This window comes from Nocardiopsis sp. TSRI0078 (assembly GCF_001905145.1).
Lineage (GTDB): Bacteria > Actinomycetota > Actinomycetes > Streptosporangiales > Streptosporangiaceae > Nocardiopsis.
Map to the genome: position 1 here is coordinate 504,083 of NZ_LWLB01000012.1, position 17,664 is coordinate 521,746.

At 72.6% G+C, this 17,664-nt stretch carries 7 protein-coding genes; all 7 read right to left on the reverse strand.

All coding sequences use genetic code 11. The features are described from left to right. Positions 1-8: 8 nt before the first annotated feature. A complete protein-coding gene (locus tag A6A08_RS12455; protein ID WP_073702707.1) occupies positions 9-3,371 on the reverse strand; it encodes a type I polyketide synthase in 3,363 nt (1,120 codons plus the stop codon). Continuing rightward, entirely contained in the window at positions 3,358-11,469 is an 8,112-nt protein-coding gene (locus A6A08_RS12460) for a type I polyketide synthase (RefSeq protein ID WP_073702708.1), read from the reverse strand. The genes A6A08_RS12455 and A6A08_RS12460 overlap by 14 nt, the downstream gene beginning before the upstream one ends. Before the next feature lie 409 nt (positions 11,470-11,878). Continuing rightward, positions 11,879-13,135 (reverse strand): styrene monooxygenase/indole monooxygenase family protein, encoded by a 1,257-nt coding sequence (locus tag A6A08_RS12465; protein WP_073702709.1) that lies wholly within the window; start codon positions 13,133-13,135, stop codon positions 11,879-11,881. A gap of 59 nt (positions 13,136-13,194) precedes the next feature. Then, on the reverse strand, positions 13,195-13,752 hold the full coding sequence (locus A6A08_RS12470) for an ATP/GTP-binding protein (RefSeq protein WP_073702710.1): 558 nt from the start codon (positions 13,750-13,752) through the stop codon (positions 13,195-13,197). Positions 13,753-13,774: 22 nt separating this feature from the next. Beyond that, the gene (locus A6A08_RS12475; protein WP_013151545.1) at positions 13,775-14,134 is read right to left on the reverse strand and encodes a DUF742 domain-containing protein; all 360 of its coding nucleotides are present in this window, start codon (positions 14,132-14,134) and stop codon (positions 13,775-13,777) included. Positions 14,135-14,179: 45 nt separating this feature from the next. Further along, positions 14,180-14,605, reverse strand: a complete 426-nt coding sequence (locus tag A6A08_RS12480) for a roadblock/LC7 domain-containing protein (RefSeq protein WP_073702711.1) — start codon at positions 14,603-14,605, stop codon at positions 14,180-14,182. 100 nt (positions 14,606-14,705) lie between these two features. Then, positions 14,706-17,255, reverse strand: coding sequence for a sensor histidine kinase KdpD (locus A6A08_RS29130; protein ID WP_274534034.1), 2,550 nt, complete (start codon positions 17,253-17,255; stop codon positions 14,706-14,708). Positions 17,256-17,664 lie beyond the last annotated feature (409 nt).

Below are 17,664 nucleotides of genomic sequence, written 5' to 3' on the forward strand. Positions count from 1 at the left end.
CGATCGCTCTAGTCTCGGCCGTACACCATGCGCATGAGGTCGTCGACGCCCATGGCGTCCACGTCTTCGGCGGTGGAGGCTTCGCCGGGACCGGTGTCGGCCGCCTCGGCCGTGTCCAGAGCGAGCAGGGCCTCCAGCAGTCCGGCCTCACGGAGCCGGTCGACGGGGATCCGGGCCAGCGTGGCGCGGACACGCTCGTCGTCGGCCGCTCCCGCCTCCGGTCCGGGATTCCCGGGGGCCAGTTCCACGCTCAGGTGGGCGGCCAGGGTCCGCGGGTCGGGGTGGTCGAACACGGTCGTGGCCGATACCTCCAGGCCGGTCGCTCCACTGAGCCGGGTACCCAGGCGGACCGCGCCGAGCGAGTCCAGGCCCATCTCCAGGAAGCCCTGGTCGGCGGGTACGTCACGGAGCGAGGCGTGGCCGAGCAGGACGGCGGCCTCCCCGCGCACCAGGTCCAGCAGGACCTCGGCGCGCTCGCGGTCCTCCAGCGCGGCCAGGTCGGCGCGTGAGACGGAGGCGGCGGGTGGTGCGTCCGCCGCCGCCACGGCTCCGGTCTCGACCACGACGCGGCGCCCGTCCCCGGCCGGGGGGCTCATCCAGTAGCGCTCTCGCTGGAAGGCGTAGGTGGGCAGCGCGATCGTCTCCGAGGGAGGCAGGTAAGCCTCCCAGGCCACGTGCGTGCCCCGGACGTGCAGGGCGGCCAGCCCCGCGGCGAACTCGTGGGACTCGGCGCGGCCGCCGCCGAGCAGGGCGGTGGCTTCCGCTCCGCGGTCACCGGCCAGGCAGGTGTCGATCATGGAGCTGAGCACGCCGCCGGGCCCGACCTCCACGAACTCGGTGACCCCGACCTGGCGCAGGTGGGCGACGCCGTCCGCGAAGCGGACCGCCTCGCGCGCGTGCCGCACCCAGTAGCCGGGCTCACGAATCTCCTCCCCGGCGCGGGTACCGGTCAGGTTGGACACCAGGGCTCTGGTGGGCCGGTGGTAGGAGACCCGCCCGGCCGCCTCGGCGAAGGCGTCGAGCATGGGGTCCATGAGCGGGGAGTGGAAGGCCCGGGAGACCGCCAGGCGCTTGGTGCGGCGCCCCCGCCGGGCGAAGCGTGCGGCCAGCCCGGTCACGGTCTCCTCGTCCCCGGACAGCACGACGCCGTCGGGTGCGTTGACCGCCGCGAGCGAGGCCCGGCCACCGGAGTCGGCGACCGCTTGGCGCGCCTCCTCCTCGGAGGCCTGCACCGCGACCATCGCTCCCCCTTCGGGCAGGTCCTGCATGAGCGCACCCCGCGCGGCGACCAGGGCCGCGGCGTCCTCCAGCGTGAACACGCCCGCCACGTGCGCGGCGGCCAGTTCGCCAACGGAGTGGCCGATGAGGTGGTCGGGCACCACCCCCAGGGACTCGAGCAGCCGCACCACGGCCACCTCGACCGCGAACACCCCGGCCTGGGTGTAGAGGGTCTGGTCGAGCAGAGCCGCCTGGTCGGTGCCCTCCTCCGCCCACATCACCGAACGCAGCGGGTGCGGCAGGTGACGGTCGAGCACGCCGGTCACCTCGTCGAGGGCGCGGGCGAAGACCGGGTGGGTCTCGTACAGGTCGCGACCCATGCCCGGGCGCTGGGAGCCCTGGCCGGAGAAGACGAACGCGACGGAGCCGCCCGGTTCCGCGCGCCCGCGCACCAGGGCGGGGTCGGACCGCCCCTCGGCCAGAGCGCCCAGAGCGAGGGTGAGGCCGTCGGCGTCCGAGGCCAGCACGACGGCACGGTCCTCCAGGCGGGTCCGGGTGGTGGCCAGGGACCGGGCCGCGGCGGTCAGGACGCGGCGGTCCTCGGAGGCGCCGGCCGCGGGTCCACCGGGTGACAGGTGCTCGCGCAGGCGGGCGGCCTGGCTCCGCAGGGCCGCATCGCCGCGCGCGGAGACCACGAACGGCAGTGTCCGGGGACTCGGCGCGGGAACCGCCTCGTCCCCCTCCGGAGGCTCGGTGTGCCCGACCGTTCCGGTCGACGGTGCCTCAAGGACGACGTGGGCGTTGGTTCCGCTGATCCCGAAGGAGGACACCGCCATCCGGCCGGGGCGCTCCGCAGCGGGCAGGGCGGTGGCCCTGGAGACGACGCGGACGGCGTCGTCGTCCCACTCCACGTGCGGGGAGGGCCGGTCCGCGTGCAGGGTGGGCGCGACGGTCCCGTGTTCCAGGGACTGCACCGCCTTGATGATCCCGGCCACCCCGGCGGCGGCCTGGGTGTGGCCGATGTTGGACTTGAGCGAACCCAGCAGCAGCGGGTGTTTGCGCGCGCTGCCGTAGGCCTCGATGAGCGCCTGGGCCTCGATGGGGTCGCCCAGGCTGGTACCGGTGCCGTGCGCCTCCACCGCGTCGACTCCGTCCGGGGAGATCCCGGCGTCGTGCAGCGCGGACCGGATCACCCTGACCTGGGACGGGCCGTTGGGCGCGGTGAGTCCGTTGGAGGCGCCGTCCTGGTTGACCGCGCTGCCCCGGACCACGGCGAGCACCCGGTGCCCCTTGCGGCGTGCGTCGGACAGGCGCTCCAGGACCAGGGCGCCCGCGCCCTCGGAGAACCCCGTGCCGTCGGCGCCCGCTCCGAAGGCGCGGCAGCGGCCGTCGGAGGACAGCCCCTGTTTGCGGGTGAACTCGGCGAGCACGCCGGGGGTCCCCATGACGGTGGCGCCACCGACCAGCGCCAGGGAGCACTCCCGTTCGCGCAGGGCGCGCACCGCCAGGTGCAGGGCGACCAGAGAGGAGGAGCAGGCGGTGTCGACGGTCAGGGCAGGGCCCGAGAGCCCCAGGGTGTAGGCGATACGGCCGGAGGCCACACTGGGCATGGTCCCGGTCAGCAGGTGCCCCTCCTCGGGCGCCTCGGACAGACGGGGACCGTACTCGGTGGGCATCAGCCCCACGTAGACGCCGGTGGACGTCCCCGCCAGGGCCGAGGGGTCGATCCCCGCGCGTTCGAGGGCCTCCCAGGTGACCTCCAGCAGCAGCCGCTGCTGGGGGTCCATGGCGGCGGCCTCCTTCGGGGAGATCCCGAAGAACACGGCGTCGAAGTCGGCGGCGCCCTCCAGGAAGCCGCCCTGGGACATGGCGGACAAGGGGTCGGAACCGCCGAGGACGGTGTCCAGGTCCCAGCCCCGGTCCTCGGGGAAGGGGCCGACGGCGTCGGTCCCCTCCATCACCAGGTTCCACAGCGCTTCCGGGGAGTCCGCTCCTCCGGGCAGCCTGCACCCCATCCCCACGATGGCGACGGGGTCGGACCTGTGGTCCAGTTCCCGGTTGCGGCCGCGCAGGCGCTCGTTCTCCTTGAGCGCGGAGCGCAGGGCCGCGACGAGTTTGGCGTTCTGGGGGTCCTGGGAATTAGCGGTAGCCATCAGCCGTCTCCTGTTCACCATCGGACACGGATTCCTCCTGGCTCAGGGCCACGTTCAGAAGGTCCTCCACGTCCATGTCATCAATGTCGCTGAGGGTGTCCTCGGCGGACGCGGGGGCCCCGGTTCCCGCCGTGGGCCCCGCATGCTCCGGAGCGGAGGCCGACGGCGGGAACAGCAGGTCCTCCAGGAGCCGGGCCAAGGCACGTGGGGTCGGGTGGTCGAACACCGCGGTCGCGGGCAGGCGCAGGCCGCAGGCGGCGCCCAGGCGGTTGCGCAGCTCGACCCCGGTCAGAGAGTCCATCCCCAGCTCGCGGAAGGGCCGGTCGACGGGAACTCCCGATCCCGTACCGTCCCGGGACAGCACGAGCGCGGTGCTCTCGCGCACCTCGCTCAGGAGCAGGCGCTCGCGCTCGACCGGTGTCAGCTCGGACAGGCGACGGACCGACAGCGGCGGCTCCGTGTCCTCGCCCGCTCCCCGCGGGCCGCCGGCGGCGCCCCCTTCCGCGAGCCCGCGAAGGATCGGCAGCGCGGAGGCCTCCTCCAGGTTGAGCAGAGCGGGGACCAAGGCCTCCTCCCCCAGGTAGAGGGCGGTGTCGAACGCGGCCAGTGCACGGTCGGCGGGCATCGGCAGCAGCCCGGCGCGGCCCAGTGCGCCCAGGTCGCCCCCGTCCAGGTGCGAGGTCATACCGGAGGCCTCGCCCCACAGGCCCCAGGCCAGGGACAGGGCGGGCAGTCCGCGTTCGTGGCGCAGGCGGGCCAGCACGTCGCAGTAGGCGTTGGCCGCGGCGTAGTTGGCCTGCCCGGGGCTGCCCAGGGTTCCGGTGACCGAGGAGAACAGGACGAACGCGCCCAGGTCCAGGTCGGCGGTCAGCTCGTGCAGGTTCCACGCGCCGTCCACCTTGGGCCGCAGGACCTCGTCCAACCGCTCGGTGTCCAGGGACAGCACGGTGGCGTCGTCGAGCACCCCGGCGGTGTGGACGACGGCGCGCAGGGGCCGATCGAGCGAGCCGAGCAGCCGTGACAGGGCATCGCGGTCAGCGGCGTCGCAGGCGTGGACCTCCACGGTCGCGCCCAGCCGCCGCAGCTCGGCGGTGCGCTCGTCCTGGCCCCGGGCGGCGGCGCCGCTGCGGCTGAGCAGGGCCAGGTGGCGCACCCCGTAACCGGTGACCAGGTGGCGGGCCAGTTGGTGGCCCAGGGTTCCGGTGCCCCCGGTGATCAGGACGGTTCCGTCCTGCGGGAAGGGAGCGGGAACGGTCAGGACGGTGGCCGCGTCCGCGCGGGGGGCGGCCGGCGCCCGCCCCGCCTCACGGAGGTCGTGGACGTCCAGCGGCGGCGGGCTGAGCGTGCCGGACACCGACAGCTCCATCACCCGGGCGAGCATCTGGCCGATACGCTCGGGATCCAGGTCGAGCAGCCGGAAGGACTCGTAGCCGCGCCCGGGGTGGCCGGCCGCGGGGTCGCCCGCTTCCTCGCACGAGCCGGTCCCGGTCATCTCCACGTAGCGTCCGCCCGCGCCACCGCTCTCAGAGGGTGAGACGAGCAGGTCCAGAAGGGTTTCCCGATCGGTTCCGACGAGGGGGTCGAGGACCGCGTCCACCCCCCTGCCGCCGTTGGCCTCACGCAGGGCGGTGGCGAACCCCCGGTCCCGTATCGAGAACAGGGACTCCTCGGCGACTCCCAGCCGGACCAGGTCCGGCCACTGGTCCGGGTCTGCGGTGGCGAGCACCCGGGCGCCCATGTGGCGGGCGAGCTGGACCGCCGTCGGCCCCGCCCCGTGGGCGGCCGCGTGTACCAGGACGCTCTCGCCGGGCCGTACCGCGGCCAGGTCGACCAGGGCGTGGTAGGCCGTCAAGGCATCGAAGGGGACCACGGCGGCCTCCTCGAAGCTCCACCCGTCGGGCATGCGGGTGATTCTGCGCCGGTCGGCGACGGCCATCGTCCCGAAGGCGTCGTCGAACAGGCCGGTGACGCGGTCTCCGGGGGCCAGGTCGTCCACCTCGGCGCCCGTCTCCAGGACGATGCCCGCACCCTGCACGCCCAGGTGTCCGGCGACGGGCTTTCGCGAGTCCGCGTCCCCCTCACCGGTCCCCGCGGCGCGCCCGTCCGGATCCGCGGAGGCGGACGGGCCCGCCGTGTCCTTGGGGGCCGGCCCCGCGGCCCGCACGGCGATCCGCACCTCGTGCGCGCCCAGCGGGGAGGAGGCCGCCGGAGCGGCTGACAGCACCGGCCCCCCGTCCCCGCGGGCGTCCAGCCTCCAGGCGGGGGCGGGCGGCACGGGGGCGTCCTCGCCGTGCGCCGGAACCAGGCGGGGCACCAGGACACGGCCCGAGCGCAGCGCCAGTTGGGGTTCGTCCAGCTCCACGGCCGCGGGCAGTATCCGGTGGGAGTCCTCCGTTCCGTCGGAGTCCACCAGTACGAACCGGTCTGGGTGCTCGCGCTGGGCCGATCGCAACAGGCCCCACACCGGCGAGGCGGCCGGGCCGCCGAGCCGGTCCTCGGACGAGGTCGCCATGGACCGCCACGTCACCAGGACCAGGCGCGCATGTGCGAACCGCTCCTCGGACAACCACGTGTGCACCGTGTCCAGGACCGCGTGCAGGCCCCCGTACACCGCTGAGGGGACCGGTTCGTGATCGGCGTAGACCGCACGCGGGGGCAGTTCGGCGTAGACGGTGTCGGGGACGGGATCGTCGGGGCCGAGCGAGTCCAGCGAGGCCAGGTCTTGGGGGACCTCCGCGGCCGGGGCCGGGGTGTCCACGGTCTCCCAGCACACCCGGTAGAGCCCGGGCTCCCCGTCGGGTGAGTGCGGGAGGGACTCGACGTCGACGGCCCGCAGGACCAGCTCGTCCGCGGAGACCACCAGGCGCCCGTGCTCGTCGGAGGCGGTGAGGCGGTGGCGGTCGGCACCCAGCGGTTCCAGGGTCACCCGCAGCTCGGCGGGCGGCGGGGCGTCGCGTACGGGCACCCGCACCCCGCTCCAGGCGAACGGAACCAGGGGCGTGTCGCCGTCTTGGGCGCCGAACAGCAGGACGGCGTGCAAAGCGGCGTCCAGCAGTGCCGGGTGCGGCCCCTGAAAGGCGCCCGGACCGGCGCCCTCGGGCAGGGCGACCGTGGCCAGCAGGGTGTCGTCTCCGTGCCGCCACACCGAGCGCAGGCCCCGGAAGGTCGGTCCGTAGGAATAGCCGCGCCGCGCCAACCGCGCGTAGTCCGAGTCGGGGTCGAAGGACACCGTGACGGCCTCCGGCGGCGGCCAGGCCTCGCCCGCAGCGGTGGTGTCCTGGCCCGTGTCGGGCTCCAGCACACCGGAGGCATGCCGGATCCACTCCCCCGCGTCCGGACCGCGTGAGTGCACGCCCACCGCCCGGCGCCCGCTCGCGTCGGGAGCGGCGACGCTCACCTGCAGGGAGGTCTCGGCGCCCCGCGCCACCACCAGGGGCCGCTCCAGGGCCAGGTCGGCCACGGTCCCGACACCCGTGCGCGTCCCGGCGTGCAGCACCAGTTCGAGCAGCGCCGTCCCGGGCACCACGGCCCTCCCCAACAGTCCGTGATCGAGTACCCACGGATGGTCGGTGCCGCGGATCCGGCCGCTGAAGACCGTGCTGCCGTCGACCAGGTCGAGTCCCTGCTCGTCCAGCAGCGCCGTGGCGCGGGCCGCGCTCCCGGCCGTGACCGGCTCCACCCAGTGCCTGCGGCGGTTGAAGGGCGGATCGACCATGTTGACGGGGGCGCCCTCGTCGACCACGCCCTCCAGCACCAGGTGGGCGTTGGTCCCGCTGATACCGAAGGAGGACACCGCGGCCCGCCGCGGACGGCCGGTGTCGGGCCAGGGCTCGCCCTCGGTGAGCAGGCGCACGCCCGCGCCCTCCCAGTCCACCTGTGAGGTGGGGGTGTCGGCGTGCAGGGTCCGGGGCAGGCGACCGTGGCGCAGGGCCTGCACGGTCTTGATCACCCCGGCCACGCCGGCCGCGGCCTGGGCGTGGCCGATGTTGGACTTGAGCGAACCCAGGCGCAGGGGCTCATCGCCCTCCCCCCGCCCCCTTCCGTAGACGTCGATGAGCGCCTTGGCCTCGATCGGGTCGCCCAGGCGCGTACCGGTTCCGTGCGCCTCCACCGCGTCGATCTCGTCCGGGCCCAGTCCGGCGTCGGCCAGGGCCCTCTCGATCAACCGCTTCTGTGCCTGCGGGTTGGGCGCGGTGAGGCCGTTGCTGGCCCCGTCGGAGTTGACCGCACCGCCCCGGACCAGGGCCAGGACCGGGCGCCCGGCCCGCCGGGCCTGGGAGGCGCGCTCCAGGAGCAGGATTCCGGCACCCTCCGCCCAGGCGGTGCCGTCGGCGCCCTCCCCGAAGGCCTTGCAGCGCCCGTCGGGGGACAGGCCGCGCTGGGCGGCGAACTCCAGCAGCATGCCGGGCGAGGCCATGACGGTCGCGCCCCCGGCCAGCGCCATGGCGCACTCGCCCCGGCGGATCGCCTCCGCCGCCTGGAGGAGGGCCACCAGCGAGGAGGAGCAGGCGGTGTCGATGGTCAGGGCCGGACCGCTCAGTCCCAGTACGTAGGCGATGCGGCCCGAGGCCACGCTGAGTGTGGAGCCGGTGAGCCGGTAGCCGCCGTCGTCGCCGTGCACCGGATCGGCCAGACGTGGGCCGTAGTCGCTGGGCATGGCCCCGACGAAGACTCCCACGCTCTCGTCGCGCAGGTCCTCGACGGACAGCCCGGCGCGCCGGACCGCCTCCCAGGACGTCTCCAGCAGCAGCCGCTGCTGGGGGTCCATGGCGTCGGCCTCACGCGGGGAGATCCCGAAGAACTCGGCGTCGAAGAGGTCGGCGTCGTACAGAAAGCCGCCCCTGCGCGTGTAGGTGCGCCCCGGAGTGCCAGGCCGGGGGTCGTAGAGCGCGTCCAGGTCCCAGAACCGGTTCTCGGGCAGGTCGCCCGTGGCGTCCACGCCCTCCTCGACCAGGCGCCACAGCTGTTCGGGCGATGAGGCACCACCGGGCAGCCGGCAGGCCATGGCGGTGATGGCGACAGGGTCGTCCTCGACGGCGGAGCGCGCCGGTGCCGCCACGGCGGCGGGCCGCCTGGTGGATGCGGGCCGGGAGGGCGCCCGGGCCGTGATCTCGTCCCGGCCCAGCTCCGAGGCCAGGTAGGCGGCCACACCTGCGGGGGTGGGCACCTCGAACAGGACCGTGCCCTCCAGATGGACCCCTGTCGCCTTCCTCAGCTGGTCGCGCAGTTCGAGCATCATGATGGAGTCGAAGCCCAGGTCGCGCAGAGCACGGTCCTCGTCGCCGGGGTCCAGTGCCGTGCGGTCCAGGACACGCGCGGTGCGCTCGTACACCAGTTCCCGGACCGACGTCCTGCGCTCGTCGGTGTCGGGGGCCTCCGTCTCCCCGGGCGCCCGCACCGGAACCTCGGCCCCGGCCGCGACCGCACGGCGTCCCACCAGGAAGTCGGGCCAGTAGCGCTCGCGCTGGAACTGGTAGGTCGGCAGGTCGGTGCGGCGCGCCCCCGTGCCCTCGAAGAGCACGGACCAGTTGACGTCCACGCCGACGGCGAAGGCCTGGGCCGCCGCCGTGAGCAGCTGGGCCTGATCGCCCTCCCCGCGTCGCAGGGTCTTGAGCGCGTGTCCGGACACACCCGCCGCCTCCAGCGAGCGCCGCACCCCGTAGGAGAGCACCGGGTGCGGGCCCACCTCGATGAAGACACGCCGTCCGTCGGCGATGAGCGCGTCGACGGCGGGAGCGAAGAGGACCGGGCTGCGCAGCGCCGTGTACCAGTACCCGGCGTCCAGGGCCGGCCCGTTCCCGTCCAGCCGCGTACCGGTGAGGGTGGAGTAGAACGGGATCCGGGGTTCCTGCCAGTCCACCTGCCCCAGGGACTCGACGACGAGGTCGCGGATGCGCTCCACGTGCGCCGAGTGCGAGGCGTAGTCCACGTCCACCAGGGCCCCGTGCACGCCCCGGTCCACACAGCGCTCCACGGCCTCACGTACCGCCCGGGGACCGCCGGAGACCACCACGGCCTCGGGACCGTTGACGGCGGCCACGTGCAGGTCGGGGATGTCGGCCGCGAGTTCCTCGGCCTCCCCGGCCGCGATTCCCAGTGAGGCCATACCGCCGCTGCCCGCCAGTGCGGTCAGCGCCCGGCTGCGCAGCGCTATGACGCGGGCGGCCTCCTCCAGGGTCAGTGCCCCGGCCACGCAGGCCGCCGCCAGCTCTCCCTGCGAGTGCCCGACGACCGCCGAGGGCCGCACGCCCAGTACCTCCCACACGCTCGCCAGGGAGACCATGACCGCCCACAGCACCGGCTGCACGACGTCCACCCGGGTGCCCTCACCGGTCAGCGTGGGCGCCTGCGGATCACCGCGCAGCACGGCCGCCACCGACCAGTCCGTGTAGGGGTCCAGTGCCCGCTCGCACTCGCGCAGCCGAGCGGAGAAGGCCTCGGCGAGCAGGCCCTCGCCGTTGAGCAGGTCACGCCCCATTCCGACCCACTGGCCGCCCTGTCCGGGAAAGACCAGGACGGGGCCGGGTCCGCCGGTGCCGGGCCCGGTGTCGGTGCCGCCCTCCAGGTGGACCGAATCCAGTTCGCGCGCGCTGTCGTCGCCGGGGGCGAAGACCACCGCACGGTGCTCCATGACGTCGCGTGTGGTGACCAGGGACAGTCCCACGTCGTGCGCCCTCACGCCGGGGCGCGAGGACACGTAGGCGTGCAGCGCGGAGGCCTGGGCTCGCAGCGCCTCCGGAGTACGGGCGGACAGCACCCAGGGCACCGGGTCGAGGGAGCGCTTGGTCACCGTCTCGGGGGTGGCGCGGTCGGGTACGGGTGCCGGGCCCAGGACCAGGTGGCAGTTGGTGCCGCCCATGCCGAAGGAGGACACCCCCGCCAGCGGAGTATGCGTCGGCCAGGGCTCGCGCCGGGTCTGTACCGACAGCCCCAGCCCGTCGAGGTCGATGCCGGGGCCGGGTTCGTCGAAGTTGCGACTGGGCGGAATCTGCTGGTGGTCCAGGCTGAGCACCGTCTTGACCAGGCCGACGATGCCCGCCGCTCCCTCCAGGTGCCCGATGTTGGTCTTGGCCGAGCCCACGCGCAGCGGCTCGTCGCGGCCCGGGCCGAAGACGCCGCCCAGCGCCGCGGCCTCCACGGGGTCGCCCGTCGGGGTACCGGTACCGTGCAGTTCCACGTAGGCGACCTGACCGGGGTCCTTTCCCGCGTCGGCGTAGGCGGCACGGACCACGGCCTCCTGACCGTCCACGGTGGGACGGGTGAGGAACTCGCCCGCCCCGGAGTTGTTCACGGCGCCGCCGTGGATCACCGCGTGGACCCGGTCGCCGTCGGCCAGGGCCCGGCCGAGCGGTTTGAGGACGACGACGGCGCCGCCCTCCCCCCGGACGTAGCCGTTGGCACGGGAGTCGAAGGTGTAGCAGCGCGCGTCCGGGGAGAGACCGCCGAACTTCGCGACGTTCTCCGTGCTCTCGGGGACCAGGATGAGGTTGACCCCGCCCGCCAGCGCGATGTCCGAGTCTCCCCGGCGCAGACTCTCCACCGCCAACTGGACGCCGACCAGCGAGGAGGACTGTCCGGCGTCGACGGTCATGCTGGGCCCGACCAGCCCCAGGGCGTGGGAGACCCGGTTGGCGATCATGCTCCGGTGTGTGCCCGCGAGCGTGTGATGGGTGGTCGAACCGGGCCCGCCCCGGTCGTACAGGAGCGCGTAGTCGGAACCGATGGCACCGGTGAACACGCCCACGCGCAGACCGCGCAGCGTGCCGGGCGCCGTGCGGGAGCTCTCCACCGCCTCCCAGCTCAGTTCGAGCATCAGGCGCTGCTGGGGGTCCATGGCCAGTGCCTCGCGCGGGGAGATCCCGAAGAAGGCGGCGTCGAAGTCCTCGGCGTTGTCGAGATAGCCCCCCCAGAGGCCGTCCCGTTCCGCGGAGTGCTCTCCCAGGCGGGCCGGCGGCGGGGAGATGGCCTCACGGCCCTCGCACAGCAAGCGCCAGAAGGCTTCGGGGGTGCGTGCTCCGGGGAGTCGACAGGAGAGTCCGACGACGGCGACGGGCTCCCAGGGGCCATGGTCCGGGGCTCCTACTGAACTGCCGCTCACGATCGCTGCCTTTCACTCGCGACTGCCCTGCTCATCCGGGGGCTTCGGACTGTCCGGGTCCTTGCAGCCGAACTCCTCGGTTGCTCGTGCAGGTGCACACGTCTCGGTATTGCCTGGCCACGCCAGGGGCGGTTTTTCGATGTGACAGCCGATCCCCGGGTCCAGGGACGCTCGCCGCGGGGGCAAGAAATGACTTACCTCACTCACAACGAACGAATGGGGACTAACGGGCATCAACCTGAAAGAGCGTAACGGTAGCTCACAAGCACTGACAATAAACTCGTCATTTTCGGTCATGCAATTAGGACAGCCGCATGTGGGATTAATGTGAACGGAACAGTGGCGTGGAACACAAAGGACCCGGCGCCCCAGGGGCACCGGGTCTTGGCCGTGAGGCTCGCACACGACCTCAGTCGCCGTGTCTCGCCTTGACCTCCTCGACGTAGCGCAGAGCGACCTGCGGGTCAAACAGCCAGTTCTTGAAATCGGAGGGGTCGTCCCACGCCTGGACCCACCGGTCGGCGATCTCCGAGTACTGGGCGGCCGCCCCCATCACCGCGCCCACGTGGGGAGGAAGGTCCTGGTCCCACAGCGTGGAGACGAACTCCGCCCACCGCTGGTTGTCCTGACCGAATTCCCAGAACCGGTCGAAGGCCGCGACGAGGAAGTCCTCGTCGAAGGGCTGGTCGCCGTGCTCGATGATCGATTCCAGGTAGGCCTGGGCACACCGGGTCGAGTTGTTCCACGTCTCTCCGGTGTAGGGGTCCATCGTGACGACCACGTCGGCCATGCCCAGGACCCGACCCCCGCTGGGCAGCTTGCCCACGGGGTTGCGGACCTGCGGCGTGAGCTCCTCGACCAGCGTGCTCCTGCCGTCGATGAGGGTGGCGTCCTTGATGCGTTCGAAGGCGTGGGGTGCGTGCTTCCTGAGCAGGTCCTTCATCCGCCGCAGCTGCTCCTCGGGCCTCGGACGGTCCGGCCAGGCGTCCATCGGCCCGCCTTTTCGGTCCACGAGCAGGAGGTTGTGGCAGGGGCCGTCCTGGCCCAGCATCGGCATGAGCATCAGGTTGCCCGCGGTCTGGGCCGTGGCCGCCCAGCTGATGTTCTCGTCTCCGTCGGGGTCGGGCCACACGTCGTAGATGTGCGCCTGGGCCAGCGACCTGGGCCGGGCCCCGCTGAAGCGGCTGGTGTCGTTGTCGAAGAGCTGCCCCAGCTCGCCATGGCCCACCGCGACGATGATGAGCTCGAACATGCGGGAGAAGTAGTCGAGGTCGGTGACCGTGACTCCGTGGATGACGACCTTGCCGCCCCGGTCCTCGAAGAACTCCAGCCAGTCGGCCATCTTCACCCGCCGGTCGACCGAGACCGAGTAGCCGTTGCCCGGGTGCGAACTACCCTTCAGGAAGCTCACACCCCCGTCCGCGGTGTAGACGAAGAGCTTCTGCTCCCGGATCTGCGGAGCCAGCGCGCTCCAGAAGTCGAGATCGAACTCGCGCTCGTGCTCCAGGGCGGTGGGGAAGGTGAACTGCGAGACCGACGGCTTACCCGTACGGATCTCCATCGAGGACTGCCCCGTGATCACCGTGACGTCGTAGCCATGGGTCAGGAGCCCGTGAGCCAGGTGTAGGCCGGCGTGGCCCGCGCCGACGATAAGGATCTTGCGCATTGTCGCTAACTTTCCTGGGGAATCTGCGGGGCAGTGGAGAGGGCTGGGCTCCCCGGCCGTCAGGCGACGGGCGCGCTGGTGCGGTTGTGCTCCAACGCGTACCTGAGCAGCGTCTTGAGCACCTCTCCCCCGGACAACCGGTTCCGTGCGTCGAAGTCGATGATCGGTACCTCCGGGCTGACCTCCAGTGCCTCGCGGACCTGCTCGGAGGTGTAGTCGAGGTGGCCCTCGAACTTGTTGAGCGCCACGATGTAGGGGATGCGCTTGTTCGTCTCGAAGTAGTCGACGGCGTCGAAGGAGTCCGCGAGCCTTCGGCAGTCGACCACCACGACGGCGCCCACGGCGCCGCGGACCAGATCGTCCCACATGAACCAGAAGCGCGCCTGGCCCGGTGTGCCGAACATGTACATGACCAGCTCGTCGTCGATGGTGATGCGACCGAAGTCCATCGCGACGGTGGTGGTCGTCTTGTCGGGTGTGATCGAGGTGTCGTCATGGCCGATGCTGGCCTCGGTCATGATCGCCTCGGTCGTGACAGGGGGAATCTCCGACACCGAGCTCACCAAGGTCGTCTTGCCGGCACCGAAGCCGCCGGCGATGACGATCTTGCTCGACATCTTCTTGCGATTCGACCGCTTGTCACTGGAAAAGTCGTTCGAGACCACGAAGAGCCCTCTCCAGAACCTGGTTTTCCGATGGACTGCTGCCGGTGATGGTCGGGTGGATGTACACCAGGTCCTGTTCAGCCAGGTCACTGACCAGGACCTGGGTGACGCCCAGGGGGATGTTCAACTCGGCCGAGACCTCGGCCAGCGACCGGGTCTCCCGGCACAGCTTGTAGATACTGATCGACTCCGGCATGAGGGTGCCAGGAGGCTCCTGCCCGGGCTCGGACGTCGAGACCAGGGTCTGCACCATCAGCGGATGCCGTGACCGTGTCCGCCCACCCGTGAAGGTGAACGGGCGGACACGGTTACTCCTTCGCCTGCGGAAGCTCATAGCCGAGGCAACCTCATTCCTCCCGAACGGTTACGTTCACCGTCGTCAGTTCTGGATGACCTCGCGCAGCTGCGAGCGCAGCTGCGGCGTGAGCACGTGGGCGACGTTCTCGACGAGCTTGGTCATCTGGAAGCCGACGATCTTGAGCTCGGTGCCGGGGGCCGTGAGGACCGCCATGCAGGAGCCGTCGCTGATCGCCATGATGAACAGGTGCCCGTGGTTGAAGCGGACGAGGAGCTGCTCGCACTCGCCCCGCTGGAAGAGGCTGGCGCCGCCGACGGCCAGGCTGTGCAGGCCGCTGGCGATGGCCGCGAGCTGTTCGGCGTGCTCCTCGGGGAAGTCGCTGGAGTGGGTCAGGACCAGACCGTCGGAGGAGACCACGACGGCGTGCTCGACACCGCGCACGTCCCGGACGAACCGGTCGATGAGCCAGGAGAAGTTCTCAACACTGTCGTTCACGGATTCAGTCATCGCTGTGCCTTACCTGCCTGGGCCGGGTGTGGTGTTCGCTGAGATGGGGGATGCGGGCACGCACCGGGAGGGGCGCCCGCGAACGGGGTCGGAAGAACCGTCACTTCTGGTCGTCCTCCGGCTTCTCGGCGCCCTCGCGCGCCTCGCGCTCGCCGTCGAAGAAGTCGCCGAGCTCGTCGCGGATCTGCTCGGCTCTGGCCTCGCCGCTCAACTTGGGCGGGGTGTTGTCGCGGGCCTTGGGCTGGTCGTCCGGCATCGGTCCCGGACGCGGCATCATCCGCAGGGGGGAGCCGTGCGGAGTGGCGCTGCGCCGGGGCAGACCGGCGGAGGTGACCGCCGAGTTGCCGCCCGCGGGCGGCTTGGCCGCGCCGTTGACGGAGTTGGCCGAACCGTTGACGGAGGGCCGGGCGGGCGCGGGGACGGCCGGGGCGGCCGGAGTGCTCGTCGGAACGGTCGACGTGCGGGCCTGTCCGGGGGTTCGCGGAGTGGCCACGCGCAGCAGCTCCTTGGGGATGATCGTGTAGGCGCTCACCCCTCGGAACGAGCGGGACTCGAGCCTGGTCCTCAGCCCGTGCTTGCGGGCGATCCGGCTGGCGACGTAGAGGCCCATGTGGCGGGGCACGTCGTCGTCCAGGACGGGATCGCCGCCCAAGCGCTCGTTGAGCTCGGCGAGCTGGGCCTCGGGGATGCCCACGCCCTCGTCCTCGACGACGATCATCAGGCGCCCGTCGTCCATCTCCTGGGCGCTGATCACGACCTGGGAGTGCTCGGGCGAGTTGGCGGTGGCGTTGTCCAGGAGCTCGGCGAGCAGGTGGCTGATGTCGTCGGCCGCCATACCCGTGATGGAGGCCTGGGGGATCTTGCCCATCCGGACCCTGGGATAGTCCTTGATCTCGGAGGTGGCGGCACGGGCCACGTCGAGCAGGGGGACGATCTCGTCGTGGGCGTCGGACTCGCCGCCGTCATGTCCTGTGAGCACCAGGAAGTTTTCCCCGTTGCGCCGCATACGGGTCGCGAAGTTGTCGATCTGGAAGAGCTTGTCGAGCAGGTCGGGGTCCTGGGCGTCGGTCTCCAGGTCCTCGACCATCTCCAGCAGTGCGTCCACGAGCGACAGGTCGCGCATGGCCAGGCCCGCGAGGGCCTCGTTGAGGAGGGTGTGGTCTCCACCGGAGACAGCCTCCTGGAGACCGCCCTTGGCCTCGGCGAGCGCGTCCGCCTGCTTCTCGGCGGCGGGCCCGGACCCGGCCTTGTCCGCGGCGGACTCGGCCTCGGCGGGCTCCTCCTCGGGCTCGGGCCGGGGGTCGGCGGCCTTCTCGAGTTCCCGCTTCCCGTCGGTGTCGGCCTCGTCCGGCTCGGCCCGGGTCAGGGCCCGGTCCCCGTGCGCGTCCTCCGAGCCGGCCGACTCGGCGTGCTCGGCGAACAGCGTGCTGGCCGACTCGGCGCTGATCACCTTCGGCTGCTGTCCCGCGGTGAGCACGATGACGTGCTGGACGGGCTGGCCGTAGGGGTTGTACTGGCCCGGGTAGAAGACCGGCTGGCCCTGGAAGACGTAGCCGGGGGGCTGGAAGGGCGCGGGATAGGCGCTCTGGTAGGTGACCAGGGGCTGGGGCGGGTACGGCGCCGGGTAGGGGCCGGGCTGGGCCTGCGGGTAGGGGGCGGGCTGCTGGTGGGGGTAGGGAGCGGGCTGGCCCTGCGGGTAGTGGGCGTAGCCGCCGTACTGCGGCGGCGCGGGCGGGTACCCCTCCGGCCGGGGCGCCTGCGCGTGGGGAGCCGGGTGGGGGTGGTGCTGGTCCTGCCAGCGCTGCTCGTGGGGGTTGCCGTACTGCGCGCCCGGGGCCTGCTGGTAGGGGCCGCCGTACGCCGCGTAGGGGTCGGGGCCCGCATGGCCGGCGCCCTGCTGCGGTGCGGCGTACCCGTGCTGCCCCTGGACCGGCGGGGGCGCGGGAGCGGCGGGCCGCTCCCCAGGCGCCTGGTGGGGCTGGGGAGCGTACTCGTACCCGCCCCACGCGGCCGCCTGCGGAGGCTGCTGGGGCGCCTCCCCCTCCTGGGGCGCTCCTCCCGGTGCCTGGTGGGCACCGGGAGGCTGGGCGGCGGGCGCCTCGGAACCCTGGGGCTGCTGGGCTTGGGGCTGCTGCCCTTGGCCCTGGGGCGGCTGGGGCTGCCCCTGAGGCTGGTGGGCCTGCTCCTGGGCCTGCTGGGCCTGGGGCTGCTGGCCCCGGGCCTGCGGGGGCTCCGGGGCGGGAGCCGCCGCGAACGGTTGCGTGTGCGCCGCGGGGGCCTCGTGCCGCTCCGCGCGCTCCGGCTGGGAAGGAGTGTCAGTCATGGCGTCCGTGGTGGCGGGAATGTGCGGGGGGCGTGGTTCGGGCTCGTCGAGGCCAACACCGCGCCACTGGCCGACCGGGGTGGCCCCGGTGTCGACGTCGTCGACGTTCACCCGCCGGGTGGTGTAGGGGTTGGGAACGCTCACCCTCGTGGAGGGGCGGTACCCGTTCTCGGCGGAGCCGGAGAAGGGCCCGGTGGCAGGCGGGACGGGATCTGTACCGCGTTCGGCGGCACTGGACTCGGGAGCGTCCCCGGCCGTGTGCTGGCCGCCTTCCCGGTCCGAGTCACGGCCGGGGTCCTGAGAGTGCGGATGCACGGGATGATGCACGGGATTTCCTTGCTCGGTCTCCGGGGAGAGGTGTTCCTGGGCCCTGATCATGCGGGAGATGGCCCGGCGGAACCTGCCCTCTCGTCTGGCTCCTTGCCCGTCCTCCGCCGGTGGTCTCGGCCCGTCCCCGCGAGGGCGGGGAGCGGAGCTGTCTCGCGGCGACGGCGCCTCTGCCACAATCTCGTCTCCTCGTGTGCGGGTGGGGCGGATCGGCGGTGGTCCCGCACCACCGCCCTGACCTGGGAGATGGCCGTCTCGGGGACCGCGGCGGGGCCCGTGGCAGCCGGGAGCCCCGTACGCCGGGGGAACGCCTCTGCGGGGACTGCGCGCCCCCGCTCGGGCGGGGACCAGAGGGACATGACACCCCATCCGGCGACAAGCATCCTTGTCCCGCACAATTCCTGTACTT

Bases quoted from the DNA above. Each gene is read 5' to 3' on its own strand.
- A6A08_RS12455 (WP_073702707.1), bottom strand. From the start codon at position 3,371: ATGGCTACCGCTAATTCCCAGGACCCCCAGAACGCCAAACTCGTCGCG.
- A6A08_RS12465 (WP_073702709.1), bottom strand. From the start codon at position 13,135: ATGCGCAAGATCCTTATCGTCGGCGCGGGCCACGCCGGCCTACACCTG.
- A6A08_RS12470 (WP_073702710.1), bottom strand. From the start codon at position 13,752: ATGTCGAGCAAGATCGTCATCGCCGGCGGCTTCGGTGCCGGCAAGACG.
- A6A08_RS12475 (WP_013151545.1), bottom strand. From the start codon at position 14,134: ATGAGCTTCCGCAGGCGAAGGAGTAACCGTGTCCGCCCGTTCACCTTC.
- A6A08_RS12480 (WP_073702711.1), bottom strand. From the start codon at position 14,605: ATGACTGAATCCGTGAACGACAGTGTTGAGAACTTCTCCTGGCTCATC.